We start from the raw sequence: 20,550 nt of genomic DNA, 5'->3' as shown, positions 1-20,550 counted from the left end.
TTACCGGCGGGCCCTGGCCCGCCCCACGGAAACCCCCACCATGCTGAAGATCGAAAACCTCCACGCCCGCATCGGCGACAAGGAAATCCTCAAGGGCCTGTCGCTGGATGTGAAGCCCGGCCAGGTGCACGCCATCATGGGCCCGAACGGCGCCGGCAAGTCCACCCTGGGTAACGTCCTGGCCGGCCGCGACGGCTACGAAGTGACCGAAGGCAGCGTGCAGTTCGACGGCGTCGACCTGCTGGAGCAGGACCCGGAAGCACGTGCCGCCGCCGGCCTGTTCCTGGCGTTCCAGTACCCGGTGGAAATCCCGGGCGTGAACAACACCTACTTCCTGCGCGCGGCACTGAACGCCCAGCGCAAGGCGCGCGGCGAAGAAGAACTCGATTCCATGCAGTTCCTCAAGCTGGTGCGGCAGAAGCTGGCCGTGCTGCACCTGAAGGACGAACTGCTGCACCGTGGCGTCAACGAAGGCTTCTCCGGCGGCGAGAAGAAGCGCAACGAGATCTTCCAGCTGGCCGTGCTGGAACCGAAGCTGGCGATCCTGGACGAGACCGACTCGGGCCTGGACATCGACGCGCTGAAGAGCGTGGCCGACGGCGTCAACGCACTGCGCGGCGCCGAGCGTTCGTTCCTGGTCATCACCCACTACCAGCGCCTGCTGGACTACATCAAGCCGGACGTGGTGCACGTGCTGGCCGATGGTCGCATCGTCAAGAGCGGCGGCCCCGAGCTGGCGCTGGAGCTGGAAGCGCACGGCTACGATTTCCTGAAGGACCGGGTCGTGCCCGAGGCGGCGGTCTGATGAGCGCCCTGCTTGACTCCATGGCCCAGGCCTTCTGTGGCAGCGATGCGCGCCGCGAAGTGCTGGATGCGGCCCTGCGCGACGGCCTGCCCGCCGCCCGCAATGAAGCCTGGAAGTACACCTCGCTGCGCCAGCTGGAACGCCGTGCGTTCGCTGCAGCGCCGCTGCAGGGCCCGGCGCTGGACGCCGCGCTGCTGGACGACATCCCGGCGCCGCGCCTGGTGTTCGTCAACGGCCGCCTGGATGCCGCGCTGAGCGATGTGCAGGCCCTGCCGTCCGGCGTGCAGCTGCAGCCGCTGTCGGCCGCGCTGGCCGCTGGCGAAGACGCCGTGCGTTTCCTTGGCCGTCGCTACGAGCGCAGCGAAGAGATCTTCGCCCGGCTCAACGCCGCGCTGGCCGATGAAGGCGTGGTGCTGCGCGTGGATGAAGGCGTGCAGGTCGAAACGCCGCTGCAGCTGGTATTCGCCAGCGTCGCCGGGGAAGCCGACCTGGCCTGGCACCATCGCCACCTGATCGAACTGCGCGCCGGCGCCAGCCTCGGCGTGGTCGAGCATCGCTTCAGCGTGGGTGACTCCGCCCACCTGGACAACACCGTGCTGCATGCCCACGTCGCCCGCGATGGCGTACTCAAGCACGCCCGCGTGCAGGCCGGCAGCGCCCGCCAGACCAGCTTCCTGCGTACGGACGCGGTGCTGGCCCGCGACGCGCAGTACCACCGCGTGGACCTGGAACTGGGCGCCGCGCTCAGCCGCCACGAACTGAACGTGCGCCTGGAAGGCGACAACGCCCGGCTGACCGCCAACGGCGTGCTGCTCGGCAATGGCCGCCGCCACGTCGAGACCCGCCTGGGCATCGACCACATCGCGCGCGATACCGCCTGCGAGCTGCTGTGGCGCGGCGTTGCCGCCAACCGCAGCCGCGTGGTGTTCCATGGCGGCATCCAGATCCGCGAAGGCGCCGACGGCACCGACGCGAACCTGTCCAACAAGAACCTGCTGCTGTCGGCCGATGCCGAGATCGATACCCAGCCGACGCTGGTGATCGACGCCGATGAAGTGAAGGCCGCGCACGGCGCGACCGTCGGCCAGCTCGATGCCAATGCGCTGTTCTACCTGCGCTCGCGTGGCCTGCCCCAGGTCCAGGCGCAGGCACTGCTGAGCGCTGCGTTCTGCCATGAACCGCTGAAGATCCTGCCGGACGCGTTGCGCGAGCAGCTGGCACGCCGCCTGGACAAGGCCCTGGCCGAGGCGGGTGTGGCATGAACCTGTCCACGCCACGCCCGATCGAAGAACGCACCGGCGCCCCGGACTGGGATCGCGTCCGCCTCGACTTCCCGCTGCTGATGCGTGAAGTGCACGGCAAGCCGCTGGTCTATTTCGACAACGCCAACACCGGCCAGAAGCCGGTACAGGTGATCGGCGCGGTGGATGAGTTCTACCGCCGCTACAACGCCAACGTCAGCCGCGCGGTGCATGCACTGGGCAGCGAAGCGACCGACGCCTACGAAGGCGCACGCAACAAGCTGGCACGCTTCCTCAACGTGCGCGCCAGCGACCTGGTGCTGTGCAGCGGCACCACCTTCGCCATCAACCTGGTGGCCTACTCGTGGGCGCTGCCGCGATTGAAGGCCGGCGACGTGATCCTGATCACGCGCATGGAACACCATGCCAACATCGTGCCGTGGCAGCTGGTCGCGCAACGTACCGGCGCCACCATCCGCGTGGCCGAGATCACGCCCGATGGCGCGCTGGACCTGGATGCGCTGCGCGCGGCGATGACCCCGGAGGTCAAGCTGCTGGCGGTCACCCATGTCTCCAACGTGCTGGGCACGGTCAATCCGGTGCGCGAGATCTGCCGTGAAGCGCGCAAGCGCGGCATCATCACCGTGGTCGATGGCTCGCAGGCGGTGCCGCACCGCAAGGTCGACGTCGCCGCGATCGGCTGCGACTTCTACGCCATCACCGGCCACAAGATGTGCGGTCCGACCGGCACTGGTGCGCTGTGGGCGCGCCGCGAGCACCTGGACGCGATGCCGCCGTTCCTCGGCGGCGGCGAGATGATCAAGGAAGTCAGCTTCGACGGCACCGTGTTCAACGATGCCCCGCACAAGTTCGAAGCCGGCACCCCGAACATCGCCGGTTTCATCGGCCTGGGCGTGGCTGCCGACTACCTGCAGCAGCTCGGCCAGGAGAACGTGGAAGCCCGCGAAGCCGAACTGCTGGCGCACTTCACCGAGGAGCTGCGCCGCGTCGACGGCCTGCGCATCATCGGCGAAGCGCCGGAGAAGGCCGCCGTGGTCTCGTTCCTGATCGATGGCGCGCATGCGCACGATCTGGCCACCCTGCTCGACCTGGAAGGGGTGGCCGTGCGCTCGGGGCAGCACTGCGCACACCCGCTGCTGCAGTACTTCGGCGTCGCCGCCACCTGCCGTGCCTCGCTGGCGTTCTACAACACGCACGCCGAGATCGAGCGCTTCATGACCGCGCTGACCAAGGTGCGCAAGCTTCTGGGCTGAGCCGGCACACCGGGGTCAGATCCCTTTCGCGACGCGAAAGGGATCTGACCCCACCAGTATTCCCGACAGCCGCCGCTGCGACCGCAATGCCCGCCGGATCGCGACCAGATGAACGCGGCATACCGCCCGCAGCACACCGGGGTCAGATCCCTTTCGCCACGCGAAAGGGATCTGACCCCACCAGCATTCCCGACAACCGCCGTTGCGACCGCAATGCCCGCCGGATCGCGACCAGATGAACGCGGCATACCGCCCGCAGCACACCGGGGTCAGATCCCTTTCGCCACGCGAAAGGGATCTGACCCCACCAGCATTCCCGACAGCCGCCGTTGCGACTGCAATGCCCGCCGGATCGCCAGCAGATCCCCCGCCGGAATACCCGCCTCGATGAACTCCACATAGCGCCTGCACCGTTCATCCGCATCAGAACCCATCAGCTCAAATGCCGAATGCGGCTCGAGCAGCGCATTGGGCCTGCCACGCGCATTGCACGATAGCTCGACCAGCGATAGTCACCGGGATGCGCCACCTTCCCCGCCCGAACCGGGTTGAGCTCGATGTAGCGCTGGCAGGCCAGCAGATAGCGATCCGTATCCACCACCGTGGAGTGGAAGCGCCCTTCCCATAACGTGCCGGTGCGGCCCTGCCGATCATTCACCCGACGTACGTAGGTCCGGTTCACGGCCTGCATCATCCGCGACAGCCCGCCGCAGAGATCAGGCGTTGCCAGAAGATGGACGTGATTGTCCATCAGCACATAAGCGTGGACCCGGCAGTGCTGCTGGTCTGCGTGATGACACAGCAGACGCAGGTAGGCCACGCGGTCGTCATCCGTGAAGAACACGGGCTGGCGATTGTTGCCGCGCTGGACGACATGTTGCGGATATCCGGGCGCATCGATGCGCCGTGGCCTTGGCATGGGCTGCTCCTGGTAGCAGGGGGTCAGGGCCCTTCGCTGCGCAAAGGGATCTGACCCCGAGCATCTGCCGATTCCGGGCCCGTGCCAGTCGGTCCATGGCCTGCCGTTGAGTCAGTAGATGCCGGGGTCAGATCCCTTTCGCGTTGCGAAAGGGATCTGACCCCACTCCCCCATTTGCGCCCGCCCACGCCCCACCTAGAATGGGGCCATGAGCACCCTGACCTTCCGCGCCGCCACGCCGGCCGACATCCCCGCCCTGATCGCCCTCGTCACCTCGGCCTACCGTGGCGACGCCAGCCGCGTTGGCTGGACCACCGAAGCCGACCTGCTGGATGGCGCCCGCATCGACGCCGAAGGCATCCAGGCCGACCTCGACCGCCCGCGCTCCACGATCCTGCTGGCCGAGCGCGAGGGCCAGCTGGTGGCCTGCGCCCACGTTGCCGACGTCGACGGCAACGGCTACTTCGGCATGTTCTCGGTCGATCCGGCCCAGCAGGGCGGCGGCGTCGGCAAGCAGCTGATGGACGCCGCCGAAGCGCACGCCGCACGCGAATGGAAGGTGCCGGTGATGCAGATGACGGTGATCGACGTACGCGACGAACTGATCGCCTTCTACGAGCGCCGCGGCTACCAGCGTACCGGCATCAAGAAGCCGTTCCCGTATGGCGACGAACGCTTCGGAATCCCCAAGCGCGACGACCTGCGCTTCGAGGTCCTGGAAAAGCCACTGGCCGGAGCCGCCGCGTGAGCGATACCTGGACCTTCGTGTGTACCGGCAACGAGCTGCTGCCCGGTGAAATGAAGAGCGTGTTCGACGAAGTGACCGGCACGCCGATCGTGGTGTTCAACCTCGACGGCGAGCTGTACGCGCTGGAAGACCAGTGCACGCATGAGGAGTTCGAGCTGTCCTCGGGCGAGTTCAACACCGACGAAGGCAGTGTGGAATGCGTGCTGCACGGCGCGCGCTTCGACGTGCGCGATGGCCGCGCCCTGTGCGCCCCGGCCTATACCCCGGTACCCAAGTTCCCGGTGAAGCGCGAACACGACGCCGTCTGGACCCGCGACGACCGCGATTGAGGCGGCGTTCGGCCTGCAGGGGCGCCCTCGGCGTCCCTGGCGAAGAGCATCCCGTTCATGAGGTGGATCTACCGAAGCGCCCCCAGCGGCGCGCCAAGGCCCTTTCGGGCCATCCAGATGGCCCGCCCGATTGCGCATATGCGAATCATTATCGTTGATGTTATTCTATGTAACACCTTCGTAACGACGCCGCCCCTGCGCCATGGCTTCGCCCGCGCCCACCGCCACGCTGTGCCAGCTCGCCCGCCAAGGGTGGCCGCTGCTCGCGGCCGCGCTGCTGACGCTGCTGCTGGGCTGGTCGGCCCTGCACGAAGGGCGCGATGGACCCGCCACCTACGGCTGGCAGGCACACGCTGAAGATCTTCAGCAGGCCATGCCGATGCCGGCCCCGCCGGCGGACGAGTGCCCGCGCCATGCGGTGCCAGTACCGGAGCCGCCGCTGGATGGCGAGGGCACAACGCCCTGTACCGGACTGGCTCCCCCGCGCGCCGCCCTGGTCGCGCATGTTCCGCTGTGGCGCTCTGATGCCCTGCACTGGCAGCTGCACGATCCCGCACTGCGGTTGAACCCCGGCCACGCACCGCCCGCACCGCACGCCAGCTGAGGCGCCCTGCGGCCATTGCCGTGCGCCTGGAGTCGTCCGCCGCGCAGCCGAGCATCGGCTCGGCTCTACAGAAGACGCCCTCTACATGCCGTCGCGCTGTCTGCGCTTCGGCCGTCGCCCCTTTCCGATCCCAGCCACTACCACCCAAGCCATGACCCACATCACGTCCCGCAAGCGCGCCCCGCGCGTTTCCCTGCTCGCCACCGCCACCCTGGCCGCCGGCTTCGCGCCGTTGGCCGCACAGGCGGCCGACAGCGCTGACGCAGCCTCCTCCCGCAAGGCCACCGACCTGGACAAGGTGCAGGTGCGCGGCAGCTGGTTCAATCCGTCCTCGCCGAAGTTCACCGCTGAACTGCTGGACACCCCGAAGTCGGTGTCGATCGTCTCGGAGAAGCTGATCGCCGAAACCGGTGCGACCAACCTGCAGGATGCGCTGCGCATGGTGCCGGGCATCACCTTCGGTGCCGGCGAAGGCGGCAACCCCACCGGCGACCGTCCCTTCATCCGTGGCTTCGATTCGCAGAGCAACGTCTTCGTCGATGGCCTGCGCGACGTCGGCTCGCAGACCCGCGAGATCTTCGACCTGGAGCAGGTGGAAGTGGTCAAGGGCCCGAGCTCGGCCTACGGCGGCCGTGATTCCGGCGGTGGCAGCCTGAACTTGGTCAGCAAGACGCCGAAGCTGAAGAACGAGACCAGCGCCAGCATGGGCATCGGCACCGACAGCTACGCGCGCGGCACCGTGGACGCCAACTACGTGCTGGGCGATGGCATCGCCGCGCGCTTGAACCTGATGAAGCACGAATCGGACATCGCTGGCCGTGACGCCGCCAATGTCAGCCGCTGGGGTATCGCGCCGTCGATCGCGTTCGGCCTGAACGGCCCGGCCCAGCTGATCGTCAGCCACTACCACATGCAGAGCGATGACCTGCCGGACGCGGGTGGCTTCCCGTATGGCAACCCGAACGGTGCGCCGGCCTCGAAGTGGGTCGACGGCCGCCCGATGGTGCCGGACCGCAACAACTACTACGGCCTGGTCGACCGTGACTTCCAGCGTACCCGCGCCGACATCAGCACCCTGGATGCCAGCTACGACTTCGGCGGCCACAAGCTGCGCAACATCGCGCGCCTGGGCAACACCAGCAACGACTACCTGTGGACCCAGCCGGACGACAGCCAGGGCAACCCGAACAACTACGGCACCCTGTGGCGCCGGACCAACAGCCGTGCCGTCGACGTCAAGAGCTTCGCCGACCAGCTGGGCCTGACCGGTGCCTTCCAGACCGGTGCGCTCAAGCACAGCTACAGCGCGGGCGTGGAATACAGCGACGAGAAGATGACCCGCGGCAGCTATCTGATGACCCCGGGCACCAGCAACCCGCTCACCGGCAACAGCAAGTGCCCGACCACCGGCGCGGCCACCGGCTACAACTGCACCGATTTCGCCAATCCGAACCCGCGCGATCCGTGGGCGGCCACCCATTCAGTGTACCGCAGCGACAAGGCACTGGACGTAGAGCAGCGCACCAGGACCACCTCGGCCTACGTGTTCGACACCATTGAGTTCAATGAGCAGTGGATGATCAACCTCGGCCTGCGCTACGACGACTTCCGCACCACCCTGACCACCCCGGTGGCCGGCAAGGCACCGACCCGCCTGCGCAACAGCAACGACTTCCTGAACTACCAGGCCGGCGTGGTGTTCAAGCCGGCCGCCAACGGCAGCATCTACCTGTCGTGGGGCACCTCCTCGACTCCGCCGGGCATGGACGGTGGTGATGGTTCGGACGGCCTGAGCGCCGCCGTGGCCGACCTCAAGCCGCAGGATACGAAGAACCTCGAGCTGGGCACCAAGTGGGACCTGTTCGACCAGCGCCTGAACCTCACCGCGGCGATCTTCCACACGGTGATGAACAACGCGCGCGTGACGGTCGACAACGGCACCAGCCAGAATGCCGGCAAGAAGGAAATCAACGGCTTCGAGCTGGGCTTCACCGGCCAGCTGACCGACGCCTGGAGCCTGTACGGCGGCTACACCTACCTGGACTCGGAACTGAAGGACAACGGCTTCGTCTGTGGTGCACCGGTCGGCCGCACCTGCCCGTCCAACGTCTACGTGCCCTCGCCGTACAACGGCAACGTATTCCCGAACACCGCCAAGCACAGCGCCAACCTGTGGACCACCTACCGCTTCCCCATCGGCCTGACCGTCGGTGCCGGTGCGTTCTACTCGGACAAGCAGTACGGTGACGTCGCCAACACCAAGTGGATCGCCAGCTACACCCGCTTCGACGCGATGGCCAGCTACGCGATCCAGGACAACATCAGCCTGCAGCTCAACGTGCAGAACCTGACCGACAAGACCTACTTCACCAAGGCCTATGCCTCGCACTACGCGAGCATCGCCCCGGGTCGCTCGACCACCCTGGCACTGAACGTGAAGTTCTGATGTAGCTTCGCTCCACCACGGCGGCAGGCTCTCCTGCCGCCGTTTTTGTTTCCGGCGATACTCACCCCATGGCAACCCGTACCCCCATCGACAGCGACGCCCTGGCCGAGCTGCTGCAGCACGATCCGCAGGCCGCGTTCGCACGCGTGCGCGACGCTGCGCAGGCTGGGCAGGTCGATGCACAGCTGCTGCTCGCGCAGATGCACATGGAAGGCAAAGGCACCGCACAGGACGCCTCGGCGGCGCTGCTCTGGTACGAAACCGCCGCCAACAACGGCGCGCCGATGGCGATGAACATGCTCGGCCGCTGCCATGAGCTGGGCCACGGCACGGCGGTCAACCTGGCGCTGGCGGCGGTGTGGTACCGGCGCGCGGCCGACACCGGCCTGGACTGGGGCCTGTACAACCTGGCCAACCTGCTGGCCACCGGCCGCGGCATTGCGCAGGACCGCGCGCAGGCACTGGCCCTGTACACCCGTGCCGCGCACCTGGGCCACGCCAAATCGATGAACCTGCTGGCCCGCCACCTCGAAGACGGGCTGGATACCGCACCCGATCCGCAGGCGGCGCTGGCCTGGTACCAGCGCGCGGCCGAGGCCGGTGATTTCCGCGGCCAGGCCAACTACGCCTCGATCCTGCTGCAGGCCGGCCAGGTCGAGCAGGCCGTGCACTGGCTGCGGCTCGCACTGGCCCACGGCAGCCCCGCGTTCATGGCGCACATCGTGCCGGAGCTGGCCGCGTCACCGCATCCACAGGTGCGCGCCCTGGTCGCACCGCCGTCCCTCTGAGGAGTCCCGCATGCTGCTGCACATCCCCGACATTCTCAGCGCCGACCAGGTCGCCGACTTCCGCCGCCGCCTCGACGCCGCCGACTGGACCGATGGCCGCGAAACCGTGGGGCATCTGGGCGCACAGGCCAAGCACAACCAGCAGCTGCCCGAGGCTTCGCCGCTGCGCCGCGAACTGGGCGAGATCATCCTCGTCGCGCTGGCCCGGCACCCGCTGTTCTTCAGTGCCGCGCTGCCGCTGAAGTACCTGCCACCACGCTTCAACCGCTACAGCGGTGGCGGCACCTATGGCTACCACGTCGATGGTGCGGTGATGAACCTGGCCAATGGCGAGCAGCTGCGCTCGGACATCTCCTGCACCCTGTTCCTGTCCGCGCCCGAGGAGTACGAAGGCGGCGAGCTGATCATCAGCGACACCTACGGCGAGCACGAAGTGAAGCTGCCGGCCGGCGACCTGGTCGTGTACCCGTCCAGCAGCCTGCACCAGGTGCGGCCGGTCACCCGCGGCGCGCGCGTGGCCTCGTTCTTCTGGGTACAGAGCATGATCCGCGACGATGTGCAGCGCCGCCTGCTGTGGGAAATGGATGGCGCGATCGAGCGCCTGCGGCAGACCGGCGGCGACGCCGAGGCGATCCTGCAGCTGACCGGCGTGTACCACAACCTGCTGCGGCGCTGGAGCGAAGTCTGAGCCTTGCCGGGCCGGTCTGCGACATTTGGCAATCATTCTCATTTGCAACGGCTAACAGCTCTCATTACAATCACGCCCCATTGATGCCGGCCGCTGCCGGCAGCCCCAGGGGACCCCGCTTGCTGCGCCCGCTTCGCCCTCGTCCACTCATCCATCGCAAGATGGGCACCGCCATGCGCGGCCAGCGTCCCGCGCTGGCCAGCCTGCTGGCGTGGGTGGCGATGCTGGCGTTGCTGCTGGGCACCCTGCCGCTGCTGCCACAGGCCCAGGCCGGAATGGCCGTGCAGATGCCACTGGAAGAACGTGGCGGCGAAACACCCCTGCAGGAAGAGGCGCCGGCCAAGCTGCGCCGCTGCGCCTCCGCTCCGGTGAAGTCGGCCGAGAAGGCACGCCCGCCGTTGCTGCTGGCCAGCCACTGGCTGCGCACTGAGCTCGACCTCGTACCCGCCATGCCGGCCATGCCCGGCGTGCGCGCGGACTGGCCGCTGGCCGCTCCGGACACGCCCTGGGCCGATGCGCCCGGGCGCCGTCAGCAACGCGGCCAGGCGCCGCCGCTCGCCTGATCCACGGCCCGACGTGACCGCCTGCGCGGTCGCGCCTGCACGCCGCTGCCTGCTTCATCCCTGCCGCCCCTGACCGGCCCTTCCGTGCCTGCCGCGCCCTTCGCGCACGGCACCGCGCCACCCTGCATCCTTCGAGGTAACTGCCATGGCCCAGCGCCATCGTGTCCGTTCGTCCCTGTCCCGTACCCTGCTGACCAGCGCCGTGCTGGCGGCTTTCGCCAGCCCCGCCTTCGCCCACGGTGACGCCGCAGGCGCGCCGCAGACGCTGGACAAGGTGGTGGTCACCGCCGCCGGCTTCGAGCAGAAGGTGATCGATGCCCCGGCCAGCATCAGCGTGGTCAGCCGCGAGGAACTGAGCAAGCGCCCGTACACCAGCCTGGTCGATGCGCTGCGCGACGTCGAAGGCATCGACGTCGGCCTGGAAGCGACCGACAAGAACGGCCGCGCCACCGTGTCGATGCGCGGCCTGCCGTCCGAGTACACCCTGGTGCTGATCGACGGCCGCCGCCAGAGCAATGTCGGCCAGATCTATCCGAACAACTTCGGTGGCGGCCAGTTCGCCTACCTGCCCCCGCTGGACGCGATCGAACGCATCGAAGTCGTGCGCGGGCCGATGTCCACGCTGTACGGTTCGGACGCGATGGGCGGTGTCATCAACATCATCACCCGCCGCGACCAGGACAGCTGGCACGGTTCGGTCAGCCAGGGCTTCACCGTGCAGCAGGACGACCAGTTCGGCGATGCACGCACCACCGACCTCTACCTCAGCGGCCCTTTGCTGAAGGAGCGCCTCAGCCTGGCAGTACGCGGCAGCTACTACGACGCGAAGGCTTCCAACCCGGAATGGGATGCGTTGTCCCTGCCCGACGGCACCCTGTGGGAGCGCAGCATCGGCTTCGGCGGTGGTGGCAAGTCGGTGGCCAACACCAACTGGAACAGCGGCGTGCGGTTGGACGTCCGCATCAACGACGATCACGAACTGTGGCTGGACTACGACGTGTCGCGGCAGAAGTTCGACAACAGCGAAGGCCAGACCGGCACCCTCGACAGCCTGGCCAGCCTGTGGCGCGTCGGCAATGCCGTCATTCCCAACCCGAACGGCAGCGGTACCGTCACCCGTCGCGTGGTGCAGCCGCGCGTGGGCTACACCGCCTACCAGCGCTACGAACGCGACCAGTTGTCGCTGACCCATCAGGGCCGCTACAGCTTCGGTACCTGGCAGACCTCGCTGACCCACAGCAAGAGCAGCAACCTGGGCCGTTCGCTGCCGCTGACCCTGGAAGAGCGCGCCAACCTGCAGACGCTTTGGAATGACGTCTGCCGCCGCACCGGTGCTGCCAACAACTGTGCGGCCGGCCGCGGCAACGCCCTGGTTGCCCTCAACCCGAGCGAGATGGCGCGCCTGCAGGCGTTCCTGCCGCGCCCGCTGCGCACCATGGAACTGGAAGGCTACGTGCTCGACACGATGCTCGACCTGGACTTCGGCGCGCACACGCTGACCGTGGGCGGCCAGTACAACGACACTGACATGGTCGACGGTGTGTTCGGCATGGATGGCGCCGGCTACCGCAGCAACGTCAAGCAGACGCACCGCATGTGGGCGCTGTTCGCCGAGGACAACTGGGCGCTGACCGACACCCTCACCGCCACCTTCGGCCTGCGCTACGACAACCACAACGTATTCGGCAGCCATGTCAGTCCGCGTGGCTACCTGGTGTGGAATGCCAGCGATGCGTGGACCTTCAAGGGCGGCGTCAGCACCGGCTACAAGACCCCGCGTCCGGACCAGCTGTTCCCGGGCATCACCGGCTTCGGTGGCCAGGGCGTGCTGCCACTGGTCGGTTCGCCGAACCTCAAGCCGGAAACCAGCACCAACTACGAGCTGGCCGCTTACTACGAAGGCCAGCGCTGGGGCTTCAACGTCACCGGCTTCTTCAACACGTTCGAGGACAAGATCGCCAGCGGCGGCACCTTTGCGAACTGCGAAGTGGCCCGCGCCGGCAGCGGCTACTGCGTGGACATCGGCCCGGGCTGGGCGGCACTGGGCTACAGCACGTTCACCCAGAGCGTGAACATCGACAAGGCCGAGACCCGCGGTGCCGAACTGGCCGCGCATGTCGACCTGCTCGACACCCTGCAGCTGCGCGGCAACTACACCTGGACCAGGAGCGAGCAGACCAGCGGCGCGCAGAAGGGCCTGCCGATCAGCGGCACGATGCCGGCCAGGCACATGGCCAATGCAAGCCTCAACTGGCAGGTCAACGAAGCGATCAGCCTGTCGCTGATCGGCGAAGGCCGCTACGACCGCTACCGCGACACGCTGCTGGACGCCAACGGCGCCAGCCACACCCGCTACTACGAGGACTACACCATCTTCCATCTCGGTGGCAGCTGGAAGGCCACGCCATGGCTGACGGTGAACGCGCGGGTCAACAACCTGTTCGACAAGGACTTCGTTTCGCAGTCGTGCCTCCTGATCAGCCAGAGCGAGTTCAACTGCGTGGACGACTACGCGACCAAGGACCAGCGCCGCAGCTACTGGATCTCGTTGAACGCGAAGTTCTGATCGCCGCGCCCGGCCCCGGTGGGTGCCGACCTTGGTCGGCACCGCTTCATCCACGCGTGGCGTGGATCTACCGATCGGTAGTGCCGGCCGCTGGCCGGCAATCGCCCTCCAGCGATACAGAACGACACGCAATTGCGAGCTATTCTCATCAATGATGTAATGGGCAGTCCCCGTCCGCCTCGAACCGTGCCGTGAGCCGTCCTGCCTCTTCCACCGTGGCGCAGCAACAGAACCGTGGCTTCTGGCTGCGGACGCTGCACCAGTGGCACTGGATCAGCTCGGCGGTGTGCCTGATCGGCATGCTGCTGTTCGCGGTGACCGGCCTGACCCTCAACCACGCGGCGAAGATCGAAGCCAAACCCCAGGTGCAGAACCAGCATCTGGAACTGCCGGCCGATCTGCTCGGCCAGCTCGGCACGCGCGAAAACGGCAATGCACCGATTCCGCGCCCGGCCCGGCACTGGCTGGACACGCAGCTGGGCATCGCCATCGGCGGGCGCCCGGCCGAGTGGTCGGCCGAGGAGATCTACCTGTCGCTGCCGCGCCCCGGCGGCGACGCCTGGCTGAGCATCGATCGCGGGACCGGCGCGGTGGAGTACGAATCAACCTCGCGCGGCGCGGTGTCCTACCTCAACGACCTGCACAAGGGCCGCAACGCGGGCCCGGCGTGGGGCTGGTTCCTGGACCTGTTCGCCGTGGCCTGCCTGGTGTTCTGCATCACCGGCCTGTTCCTGCTGCACCTGCATGCACGGCAGCGGCGCATGACCTGGCCGCTGGTCGGCCTGGGCCTGATGATTCCGCTGCTGATCGCCCTGCTGCTGATCCACTGACTTTCCTTCGTTTCCGGAGCCGCCCCATGCGCGTCACCCTGACCATCGCCCTCAGCGGCCTGCTGGCCACCTCGCCGGCGTACGCCACCACCCTCGACATCAACGTCGAAGTGCCCAAGCTCAACGTGGCCGAGTACCACCGCCCGTACGTGGCGGTGTGGCTGGAAGGCGCCGACCAGAAGGTCGCGGCCAACCTGTCGGTCTGGTACCAGCAGACCAGCAACAGCGAAGGCCACGGCACCAAATGGCTGCCGGACCTGCGCCAGTGGTGGCGCAAGAGCGGCCGCACCCTGCAGGTGCCGGTGGACGGCGTGACCGGCCCGACCCGCCCGGCCGGCAAGCACGCGCTGTCGTTCAACGACAGGCAGCCGGCACTGAAGCAGCTGCCCCCAGGCAACTACACCCTGGTGGTGGAAGCGGTGCGCGAAGTCGGTGGCCGCGAACTGCTGAAGATCCCCTTCACCTGGCCGGCCACCGCCGCGCAGAACGGCAAGGCGCAGGGCGCCACCGAACTGGGCCAGGTCACCCTCGCCGTCAAACCATAACTGCCTGAGCCGGGGTCGGATCCCTTCCGCAGGAAGGGCTCTGACCCCATCGCCCTATCCCTCGGGGTCAGAGCCCTTTCCGCTGGAAAGGGATCCGACCCCTTCCAACTGGAGTCTTCCGCATGAAGCGCACGCTCGTCCTCGCCGCCGCCCTGGCCGCTGCCCTTCCCTTCTCCGCCCTGGCCCACAAGGCCTGGCTGCTGCCCTCGCAGACCGTGATCGCCGGCAACGCGCCGTGGATCACCGTCGACGGTGCGGTCTCCAACGATCTGTTCTACTTCAACCACGTGCCGCTGCGCCTGGAATCGCTGGTGATCACCGCGCCGGACGGCAGCACCGTGCAGCCGCAGAACGCGTCGACCGGCAAGTACCGCAGCGTGTTCGACATCGAACTGAAGCAGTCGGGCACTTACCGCATCGCGTCGGTCAATGACGGCCTGTTCGCCACGTACGAGCAGAACGGCGAGCGCAAGCGCTGGCGCGGCAGCGCGGCTACCTTCGGTGAATTGCCGAAGGACGCGAAGAAGCTGGAAGTGAGCCAGTCGATCGGCCGCGTGGAGACCTTTGTCACCAACGGTGCGCCGAACGACACCGCGCTGAAGCCGACCAACCGTGGCATCGAGCTGGTCGCCGTCGGCCACCCGAATGACCTGTTCGCCGGCGAGGAAGCCACGTTCCGCGTGCTGGTCGATGGCAAGCCGACCGCCGGCCTGCAGTTCGAGATCGTGCGTGGCGCCACCCGCTACCGCAACGCGCAGGACGAGCTGAAGCTGACCAGCGATGCCAAGGGCGAGATCAAGGTGACCTGGCCGGAAGCCGGCATGTACTGGCTGGAGACCGGCACCGAGGACAACAAGACGTCGGTGAAGCAGGCCGCCAAGCGCCGCCTGAGCTACGTCGCCACGCTGGAAGTGCTGCCGCAGTAATGTGGACCGCGATGCCGGGCATTCCCCGGCATCGCCACCGCAACGCATCACCATGACCGATTCCCATCTCGACATCGCCCGCCTCGGTGGCACCACCATGGGCACCACCTGGAGCGTGTCGCTGGTCGCGTCGCGCCAGCGCGACCTGCACCCGCTGCACGCCGGCATCCAGGCGCGGTTGGACGACGTGGTCGCGCAGATGAGCACCTGGGAGCCCGGCTCGGATCTGAGCCGCTACAACCGCGCCGACGCTGGCCAATGGTGCGTGCTGCCGGCGGAGACCCGCCACGTTCTGGCCTCTGCACAGGCCATCGCTGCCGCCAGTGACGGCGCCTTCGATCCCACCATCGGTCCGCTGGTTGCACTGTGGGGCTTCGGTGCACATGCCGGCGAACGCCGCCAGCCCGACGCCGCTACCCTGCAGGCCACCCGTGAGCGTTGCGGTTGGCAGCGCCTGCAGTGGCAGGATGATGCGCTGCTGCAACCGGGCCGGCTGGAACTGGATCTCTCTGCGATCGCCAAGGGCTTCGGCGTCGATCACGTAGCCGCCTGGTTGCGTGGACAAGGCATTGCTGCAGCGCTGATCGAAGTGGGTGGCGAACTGGCCGGCTACGGCAGAAAACCGGACGGCCAACCGTGGCGCGTGCTGGTGGAATCCGCACCGGAAGAGGATGTGCACACCGAAACCCCGCCACGGGTGCTGGCGCTGGACGGCAAGGCGGTGGCCACTTCGGGCGATCGCTGGCACCAGTACCAGGCCGATGGCGAGGCCTACAGCCACAGCCTCGACCCGCGTACGGGCAGGCCGGTGCAGCAGGTCGCCGCAGCGGTCACCGTCGTGGCCGACGACGCCATGCACGCCGATGCCTGGGCTACCGCACTGACCGTGCTGGGTCGCGAACAGGGCATGGCGCTGGCCGAGCGCGAAGGACTGGCCGCGCGCTACCTGCAACGCACCGCAGACGGCCCGCAGGAATTTCTCAGCAGCGCCTTCCAGCGCCTGCTCGACGGGCAGGACGCATGAGCACTCGGCCATCGCGTGCGTGGCTCGGCAACACACTTGTACTGATCGTACTGGCGCTGATCGCCTGGGCGCTGCTGCGCCTGCACCTCGGCGACGCCTGGTGGCAGGGCGCACCGCCGGCACGGCAATCGCAGATCGCCATCATCGCCACCGCGCTGTACGCGCTGGCCTGCGCGGCCCTGTGGTGGCGCACTCGTCCGCGCGATGATGCGGCGTCCGCCGATACCGCACCGCTCCTGCTGGTCTGGTCCAGCCAGACCGGCTTTGCCCGCGAACTGGCCGAACGCAGTGCCGAGGCCCTGCGTGGTGCCGGCGTGCCGGTGCGTGTGCGCGGGCTGCATGAGGTCGACGCCGCATTGCTGGCCGACAGCCAGCGCGCGCTGTTCATTGCCAGCACCACCGGCGAAGGCGATCCGCCCGACCACGCCCTGCCGTTCCTGCGCGGGGTGATGGCCGCGCCGCCTCCGTTGCAGCATCTGCAGTACGGCGTGCTAGCGCTGGGCGACCGCAGCTATGGCCACTTCTGCGGATTCGGCCACCAGCTGGACCAGTGGCTGCGCCAGCACGGCGCGCACCCGCTGTTCGATGCGATCGAGGTCGACAATGCCGATCCGGCGGCGCTGCGACATTGGCAGCAGCTGCTGGGACAACTTGGCGGAGGCGCCACCGAACTGCCCGACTGGAGCCCGGCCGAGTATCAGCCGTGGACGTTGCTGCAACGCCAGCATCTGAATCCGGGCAGCCCCGGCGGCCCGGTGTACCGGGTGCGCCTGCAGCCACCGCCTGGCGTCGATGTGCAGTGGCAGGCCGGCGACATCGCCGAGATCGGCCCGCAGCACCCACGCCACAGCGCGCGCGCCTGGCTCGATGCACAGGGCTTCAATGCAGACACCATGCTGGATGACGGGCAGGCGTTGCTGGCCCGTATCGAGCGCTCGCATCTGCCATCGCTGGTTCCCCCGGGTGATCTGCCCGCATTGCTGGCAACCCTGCAACCGCTGCCGCATCGCGAGTACTCGATCGCCTCGGTGATGGCCGACGGCGCGGTGGAGCTGCTGGTGCGCCGCCAACTGCGCGCCGACGGTACACCCGGCATCGGCAGCGGCTGGCTGTGCGACCACGCGGCCATCGGCGAACCGGTGCAACTGCGGCTGCGCCGCAACGACAATTTCCATGGCGTGCCCGCCGATGTACCGCTGCTGCTGATCGGCAACGGCACCGGCATCGCCGGCCTGCGCGCGCACCTGCACGAACGTGCCCAGCGTGGCGCGCGCCGCACCTGGCTGCTGTTCGGCGAGCGCACCGCCGCGCACGACTTCCATTTCGGCGAAGAACTGCAGGCGATGCTGGCCAGTGGCACGCTGGCACGGCTGGATGCAGTGTTCAGCCGCGACGGCGGCGCGCATCGCTATGTGCAGGACCGGCTGCAGGCCGAAGCGGCGACGCTGCGGCAGTGGGTCGATGAAGGCGCGACGATCCTGGTCTGCGGCAGCCTGCAGGGCATGGCCCCGGGCGTGGATGCAGTGATCGAGCGGGTGCTGGGTACCGCAGGCAAGGAAGCGCTGCTGCTGGCCGGTCGTTACCGGCGCGATGTGTATTGAACGAACCGTCGGGGTCGGTTCCCTTTCCGCAGGAAAGGGCTCTGACCCCAACCACAGCCGCACCATGACGGCGTGCCCAGGCATGGTGGCAACCGCACAGCAGTAGATCCACGCCATGCGTGGATGGCGCCCACCGGCGCCCAGGAATCATGCCCCCGCCGCGCTCACCCGTATCGCCAACAACTCGCCACCACCGCTGAGCGCATGCCGTTGCCTCTCGCCCCCCGCCAACCACGCGGTGTCCCCCGCCTGCAGCGCCGGCAGGCCACTATCGGCACCGAACTGCGCCTGTCCGGCCAGCAGATGCAGCGCCCACGCAACGCCCGGTTCGCAGAAGAAGAACATCGACCCCACCAGCGGCCGGTGCAGCAGTTCGGCCTGCAGCAGCTCGCGCTTCCACATCAGGTTGAAGTCGTGGGTGGTGCCATCGACCAGTTCACCGTGCAGCGTTTCCTCACCGGCAAAGCGCGCCCGCCCGTGTGGCGGCAGCACCTGGGCCACGCGGCCATCCTCGAAACGCAGGCGCACGCCATTGCCCTGCAGCAGCACCAGTTCGCGCTCCACGCCGGGGAAGGTGGAGAACGCAGCGTCCTGCTCGATCTCGGCCACCGACAGGCGCAGCGCCCAGTCATCACCCTGCGCAGGAAGGCGCAGGATCTCGCGGGTCCAGCCAAGTCCATTCCGCCAGCGTTCGCGGCGATAGTCCAGGTGGGAGATCACCTGGCTCGGAGTGTGCAACAGGGAGTCGACGTTCATCGGCGCATTGCATCACGCCACGCGCCATCATGCATCACCGCGTAGCGAGCGTGCCCTGGCCACCGCATCCGCCGGCCAGCAGCTGCGAGTGCTTCAGCCAATCCTGGTCAGGGTAGTAAGCAAACACCATCGTGCCGCCACGCAACGCATCGATCAGCGGCTTGGCCACCGAAAGGCGCACCGCCGGGCAACCCAGGCTGCGACCCAAGCGCCCCTGCAGCTGAGCGGTGGCCGGGTTCACGTACGGCGCACCATGGATGACGATCGCGCGTTCGCGCGCACGGTCGTTGAAGCCCGGCTCCAGCCCGGCCAGGCGCAGCGAATATCCATTACCGCCCATGTAGGTCTCCTGCGCGGTGAACGCGCCGAGGCTGGACATGAAACTCCCATCGCGGTTGGAGAAGTGCTGGGTGCGGTTCTCGCCGCTGTTGCGGCCATGCGCCACCCATTCCTCGAACAGCAGGCGCTGGTGGGCCAGGTCGAACACCCACAGGCGCGGCTCGGTGGACGGCCGCGAATAATCGATCACGCTGAGACGATCACCGTTGATGCCCAGCTCCGGACGCTGCAACGCACAGCGCATGGCGTGCGCCGCCAGCTGCAACACGTGGCGGTCAGCCTTGGGCGCACTGCGCGACAGCAAGGCAGCCAGATCATCAGCGCTGGTGGCAAGGGCGGGCGTCTGTGCCAGCGCCGGGGCGCTGGCCGAGGTCGCCAGCAGGCCGAACGCGGCCAGCCGGCACAGGCGGGATGCAGTCATGGGCACAACGAGGGAACTCAGTTGCCTTTGAGGGTGGACCCTGGCGGCTCGGATTCCAAGACCGGCTGCATTCCGGATTCAGCCGGGCTTGGGCGGACCGCCGGCAACGAGGTCACCAGCAGGGTCGTGCCCGGCACCAGCACCTGGTACAGCTGGCGGGCAAAATCGGCCGGCAGCGCCATTGGCAACGAGGGCGTGGCCAGCAGGTCCGGGGTGGCCTGGGCACGATCCTGGCCCAGCAGCGGATAGGCCGTCCACTGGTGCAGGCGCTGGTTCACGTCCAGCGGGCTGGGCGTATCGCTGTAGCCCTGCCCCATCACGAACAGCGTGGTGCCCTGGAATGCCGGCAGGGCGTCGGCCTTCAGCGGCGACTCGCCGATCATCACGCCATCGCGCAGCACGTACAGGCGCTGGTCATGCAGGCTGACCAGGATGCCGACCTGCCCGGCCGGGGCTGCGCTGTCGTCCCACCAGGCCTGCGCCGGGGCCCCGCCCTCGGTTTCCGGCAAAGCCTGGCCGCGCGCGTTGACCGGGGCCAGCACCGAAGGATAGGCCAGGGTCATCGGCGAACTCTTGGCGTCGGCCACCACCACCGTATCGCCGCGCTGGGTTTCGCTGAACAGCTTCTGCGCGAACGCCTGCGGCAGGCGCACGCAGCCATGCGAGGCCGGATGCCCGGGCAGGCTGCCGCCATGCAGGGCGATGCCATCCCAGGTCAGCCGCTGCATGTAGGGCATCGGCGCGCTGTTGTAGAGGTTGGACCTGTGGTCCTTGTCCTTCTGCAGGATGGTGAACACGCCGGTCGGCGTCTCGTGCCCGGCCTTGCCCGAGCTGATCGTGGTCAGGCCGATGGCGATGCCGTTGCGGTAAACGTAGGCACGCTGCTCATCGAGGCTGACCACCAGCACGATCGGGCCGGTCGGCGAGATTTCCGGATGCCACAGGTACTCGCCCGGTTTCAGGTCGGTCGGCCCGCGCACGTCGGCGGTGCTGGCTTCGGCCGCAGGCTTGGCTGTCGGCGTCGGCGCAGCGGCATGGGCCAGCAGTGGCAGGGTCAGTGCCAGGGCGAGCATCAGGGTCGTGGGGCGGTGCACAAGCATCCAGCGGGGTCCTTTCCATGCGGAGCGGCCACCGTAC

At 68.0% G+C, this 20,550-nt stretch carries 21 protein-coding genes; 16 read left to right on the top strand and 5 right to left on the bottom strand.

Annotated features, from left to right (window positions below; genetic code table 11):
* Positions 1 to 40: 40 nt before the first annotated feature.
* From sufC to VG556_RS04515, 3 genes are read left to right on the top strand one after another with little or no spacing between them, the layout of a single operon-like run.
* Positions 41 to 805: a Fe-S cluster assembly ATPase SufC gene (sufC, locus tag VG556_RS04525; protein ID WP_014646270.1), complete on the top strand. Its 765-nt coding sequence runs from the start codon at positions 41 to 43 to the stop codon at positions 803 to 805.
* Positions 805 to 2,067, top strand: a complete 1,263-nt coding sequence (gene sufD, locus VG556_RS04520) for a Fe-S cluster assembly protein SufD (protein WP_049405940.1) — start codon at positions 805 to 807, stop codon at positions 2,065 to 2,067. The genes sufC and sufD overlap by 1 nt, the downstream gene beginning before the upstream one ends.
* Positions 2,064 to 3,320: a cysteine desulfurase gene (locus VG556_RS04515; RefSeq protein ID WP_032957821.1), complete on the top strand. Its 1,257-nt coding sequence runs from the start codon at positions 2,064 to 2,066 to the stop codon at positions 3,318 to 3,320. Before sufD ends, VG556_RS04515 begins: the two co-directional genes overlap by 4 nt.
* A 269-nt stretch (positions 3,321 to 3,589) precedes the next feature.
* On the opposite strand, the gene VG556_RS04510 is transcribed toward VG556_RS04515, so the two are convergent.
* Both VG556_RS04510 and VG556_RS04505 read right to left on the bottom strand, forming a co-directional pair.
* Entirely contained in the window at positions 3,590 to 3,754 is a 165-nt protein-coding gene (locus VG556_RS04510; RefSeq protein ID WP_238381419.1) for a hypothetical protein, read from the bottom strand.
* A complete protein-coding gene (locus tag VG556_RS04505) occupies positions 3,754 to 4,239 on the bottom strand; it encodes a transposase (protein ID WP_238381418.1) in 486 nt (161 codons plus the stop codon). Before VG556_RS04505 ends, VG556_RS04510 begins: the two co-directional genes overlap by 1 nt.
* Before the next feature lie 208 nt (positions 4,240 to 4,447).
* Between VG556_RS04505 and VG556_RS04500 the strand changes: the two genes are divergently transcribed.
* From VG556_RS04500 to VG556_RS04440, 13 genes are all read left to right on the top strand, one after another.
* Positions 4,448 to 4,987: a GNAT family N-acetyltransferase gene (locus tag VG556_RS04500; RefSeq protein ID WP_014646266.1), complete on the top strand. Its 540-nt coding sequence runs from the start codon at positions 4,448 to 4,450 to the stop codon at positions 4,985 to 4,987.
* Positions 4,984 to 5,316, top strand: a complete 333-nt coding sequence (locus VG556_RS04495) for a non-heme iron oxygenase ferredoxin subunit (RefSeq protein ID WP_100449580.1) — start codon at positions 4,984 to 4,986, stop codon at positions 5,314 to 5,316. The genes VG556_RS04500 and VG556_RS04495 overlap by 4 nt, the downstream gene beginning before the upstream one ends.
* Positions 5,317 to 5,518: 202 nt before the next feature.
* Complete coding sequence (locus VG556_RS04490) at positions 5,519 to 5,920, top strand: hypothetical protein (protein ID WP_100449579.1); 402 nt, start codon at positions 5,519 to 5,521, stop codon at positions 5,918 to 5,920.
* Positions 5,921 to 6,071: 151 nt separating this feature from the next.
* Positions 6,072 to 8,366, top strand: a complete 2,295-nt coding sequence (locus tag VG556_RS04485; RefSeq protein ID WP_423179978.1) for a TonB-dependent receptor — start codon at positions 6,072 to 6,074, stop codon at positions 8,364 to 8,366.
* Between the two features lie 68 nt (positions 8,367 to 8,434).
* On the top strand, positions 8,435 to 9,154 hold the full coding sequence (locus VG556_RS04480; protein WP_014646262.1) for a tetratricopeptide repeat protein: 720 nt from the start codon (positions 8,435 to 8,437) through the stop codon (positions 9,152 to 9,154).
* A 10-nt stretch (positions 9,155 to 9,164) separates the two neighbouring features.
* Complete coding sequence (locus VG556_RS04475; RefSeq protein WP_100449577.1) at positions 9,165 to 9,842, top strand: Fe2+-dependent dioxygenase; 678 nt, start codon at positions 9,165 to 9,167, stop codon at positions 9,840 to 9,842.
* Positions 9,843 to 10,003: 161 nt separating this feature from the next.
* A complete protein-coding gene (locus VG556_RS04470; protein ID WP_100449576.1) occupies positions 10,004 to 10,405 on the top strand; it encodes a hypothetical protein in 402 nt (133 codons plus the stop codon).
* A 145-nt stretch (positions 10,406 to 10,550) separates the two neighbouring features.
* On the top strand, positions 10,551 to 12,971 hold the full coding sequence (locus VG556_RS04465; protein ID WP_100449575.1) for a TonB-dependent receptor domain-containing protein: 2,421 nt from the start codon (positions 10,551 to 10,553) through the stop codon (positions 12,969 to 12,971).
* 191 nt (positions 12,972 to 13,162) lie between these two features.
* Positions 13,163 to 13,801 carry a PepSY-associated TM helix domain-containing protein gene (locus VG556_RS04460; protein ID WP_014646258.1) on the top strand — a complete coding sequence of 213 codons (639 nt, stop codon included), beginning with the start codon at positions 13,163 to 13,165 and terminating at the stop codon, positions 13,799 to 13,801.
* A 26-nt stretch (positions 13,802 to 13,827) separates the two neighbouring features.
* Positions 13,828 to 14,346, top strand: coding sequence for a DUF2271 domain-containing protein (locus VG556_RS04455; protein ID WP_100449574.1), 519 nt, complete (start codon positions 13,828 to 13,830; stop codon positions 14,344 to 14,346).
* A 122-nt stretch (positions 14,347 to 14,468) separates the two neighbouring features.
* Positions 14,469 to 15,272, top strand: coding sequence for a DUF4198 domain-containing protein (locus tag VG556_RS04450; protein ID WP_014646257.1), 804 nt, complete (start codon positions 14,469 to 14,471; stop codon positions 15,270 to 15,272).
* Positions 15,273 to 15,324: 52 nt separating this feature from the next.
* A complete protein-coding gene (locus VG556_RS04445; protein WP_049405604.1) occupies positions 15,325 to 16,296 on the top strand; it encodes an FAD:protein FMN transferase in 972 nt (323 codons plus the stop codon).
* The gene (locus VG556_RS04440) at positions 16,293 to 17,897 is read left to right on the top strand and encodes a sulfite reductase subunit alpha (protein ID WP_100449573.1); all 1,605 of its coding nucleotides are present in this window, start codon (positions 16,293 to 16,295) and stop codon (positions 17,895 to 17,897) included. Before VG556_RS04445 ends, VG556_RS04440 begins: the two co-directional genes overlap by 4 nt.
* A gap of 147 nt (positions 17,898 to 18,044) precedes the next feature.
* Here VG556_RS04440 and VG556_RS04435 read toward each other — a convergent pair whose 3' ends face one another.
* Genes VG556_RS04435 through VG556_RS04425 form a run of 3 tightly spaced genes read right to left on the bottom strand, consistent with a single transcriptional unit; the run spans position 18,045 to position 20,513 of the window.
* The gene (locus VG556_RS04435) at positions 18,045 to 18,653 is read right to left on the bottom strand and encodes a HutD family protein (protein ID WP_100449572.1); all 609 of its coding nucleotides are present in this window, start codon (positions 18,651 to 18,653) and stop codon (positions 18,045 to 18,047) included.
* Between the two features lie 34 nt (positions 18,654 to 18,687).
* Positions 18,688 to 19,413 carry a murein L,D-transpeptidase catalytic domain family protein gene (locus VG556_RS04430; protein WP_032957373.1) on the bottom strand — a complete coding sequence of 242 codons (726 nt, stop codon included), beginning with the start codon at positions 19,411 to 19,413 and terminating at the stop codon, positions 18,688 to 18,690.
* Between the two features lie 17 nt (positions 19,414 to 19,430).
* Positions 19,431 to 20,513, bottom strand: coding sequence for a L,D-transpeptidase (locus VG556_RS04425; RefSeq protein ID WP_041863141.1), 1,083 nt, complete (start codon positions 20,511 to 20,513; stop codon positions 19,431 to 19,433).
* Positions 20,514 to 20,550: the final 37 nt, after the last annotated feature.

Source organism: Stenotrophomonas sp. CASM106 (assembly GCF_049384825.1).
In the GTDB taxonomy this organism is placed as follows: Bacteria; Pseudomonadota; Gammaproteobacteria; order Xanthomonadales; family Xanthomonadaceae; genus Stenotrophomonas; species Stenotrophomonas muris.
Note: the sequence above shows the minus strand (reverse complement) of the source record. Positions and strands in the feature narration are given on the sequence as shown.

Excerpts from the sequence above, each read along its gene's own strand:
- sufC (WP_014646270.1), top strand. The coding sequence starts at position 41 with ATGCTGAAGATCGAAAACCTCCACGCCCGCATCGGCGACAAGGAAATC.
- sufD (WP_049405940.1), top strand. The coding sequence starts at position 805 with ATGAGCGCCCTGCTTGACTCCATGGCCCAGGCCTTCTGTGGCAGCGAT.
- VG556_RS04515 (WP_032957821.1), top strand. The coding sequence starts at position 2,064 with ATGAACCTGTCCACGCCACGCCCGATCGAAGAACGCACCGGCGCCCCG.
- VG556_RS04510 (WP_238381419.1), bottom strand. The coding sequence starts at position 3,754 with ATGGGTTCTGATGCGGATGAACGGTGCAGGCGCTATGTGGAGTTCATC.
- VG556_RS04505 (WP_238381418.1), bottom strand. The coding sequence starts at position 4,239 with ATGCCAAGGCCACGGCGCATCGATGCGCCCGGATATCCGCAACATGTC.
- VG556_RS04500 (WP_014646266.1), top strand. The coding sequence starts at position 4,448 with ATGAGCACCCTGACCTTCCGCGCCGCCACGCCGGCCGACATCCCCGCC.
- VG556_RS04490 (WP_100449579.1), top strand. The coding sequence starts at position 5,519 with ATGGCTTCGCCCGCGCCCACCGCCACGCTGTGCCAGCTCGCCCGCCAA.
- VG556_RS04485 (WP_423179978.1), top strand. The coding sequence starts at position 6,072 with ATGACCCACATCACGTCCCGCAAGCGCGCCCCGCGCGTTTCCCTGCTC.
- VG556_RS04480 (WP_014646262.1), top strand. The coding sequence starts at position 8,435 with ATGGCAACCCGTACCCCCATCGACAGCGACGCCCTGGCCGAGCTGCTG.
- VG556_RS04475 (WP_100449577.1), top strand. The coding sequence starts at position 9,165 with ATGCTGCTGCACATCCCCGACATTCTCAGCGCCGACCAGGTCGCCGAC.
- VG556_RS04470 (WP_100449576.1), top strand. The coding sequence starts at position 10,004 with ATGGGCACCGCCATGCGCGGCCAGCGTCCCGCGCTGGCCAGCCTGCTG.
- VG556_RS04465 (WP_100449575.1), top strand. The coding sequence starts at position 10,551 with ATGGCCCAGCGCCATCGTGTCCGTTCGTCCCTGTCCCGTACCCTGCTG.
- VG556_RS04455 (WP_100449574.1), top strand. The coding sequence starts at position 13,828 with ATGCGCGTCACCCTGACCATCGCCCTCAGCGGCCTGCTGGCCACCTCG.
- VG556_RS04450 (WP_014646257.1), top strand. The coding sequence starts at position 14,469 with ATGAAGCGCACGCTCGTCCTCGCCGCCGCCCTGGCCGCTGCCCTTCCC.
- VG556_RS04445 (WP_049405604.1), top strand. The coding sequence starts at position 15,325 with ATGACCGATTCCCATCTCGACATCGCCCGCCTCGGTGGCACCACCATG.
- VG556_RS04440 (WP_100449573.1), top strand. The coding sequence starts at position 16,293 with ATGAGCACTCGGCCATCGCGTGCGTGGCTCGGCAACACACTTGTACTG.
- VG556_RS04435 (WP_100449572.1), bottom strand. The coding sequence starts at position 18,653 with ATGAACGTCGACTCCCTGTTGCACACTCCGAGCCAGGTGATCTCCCAC.
- VG556_RS04430 (WP_032957373.1), bottom strand. The coding sequence starts at position 19,413 with ATGACTGCATCCCGCCTGTGCCGGCTGGCCGCGTTCGGCCTGCTGGCG.
- VG556_RS04425 (WP_041863141.1), bottom strand. The coding sequence starts at position 20,513 with ATGCTTGTGCACCGCCCCACGACCCTGATGCTCGCCCTGGCACTGACC.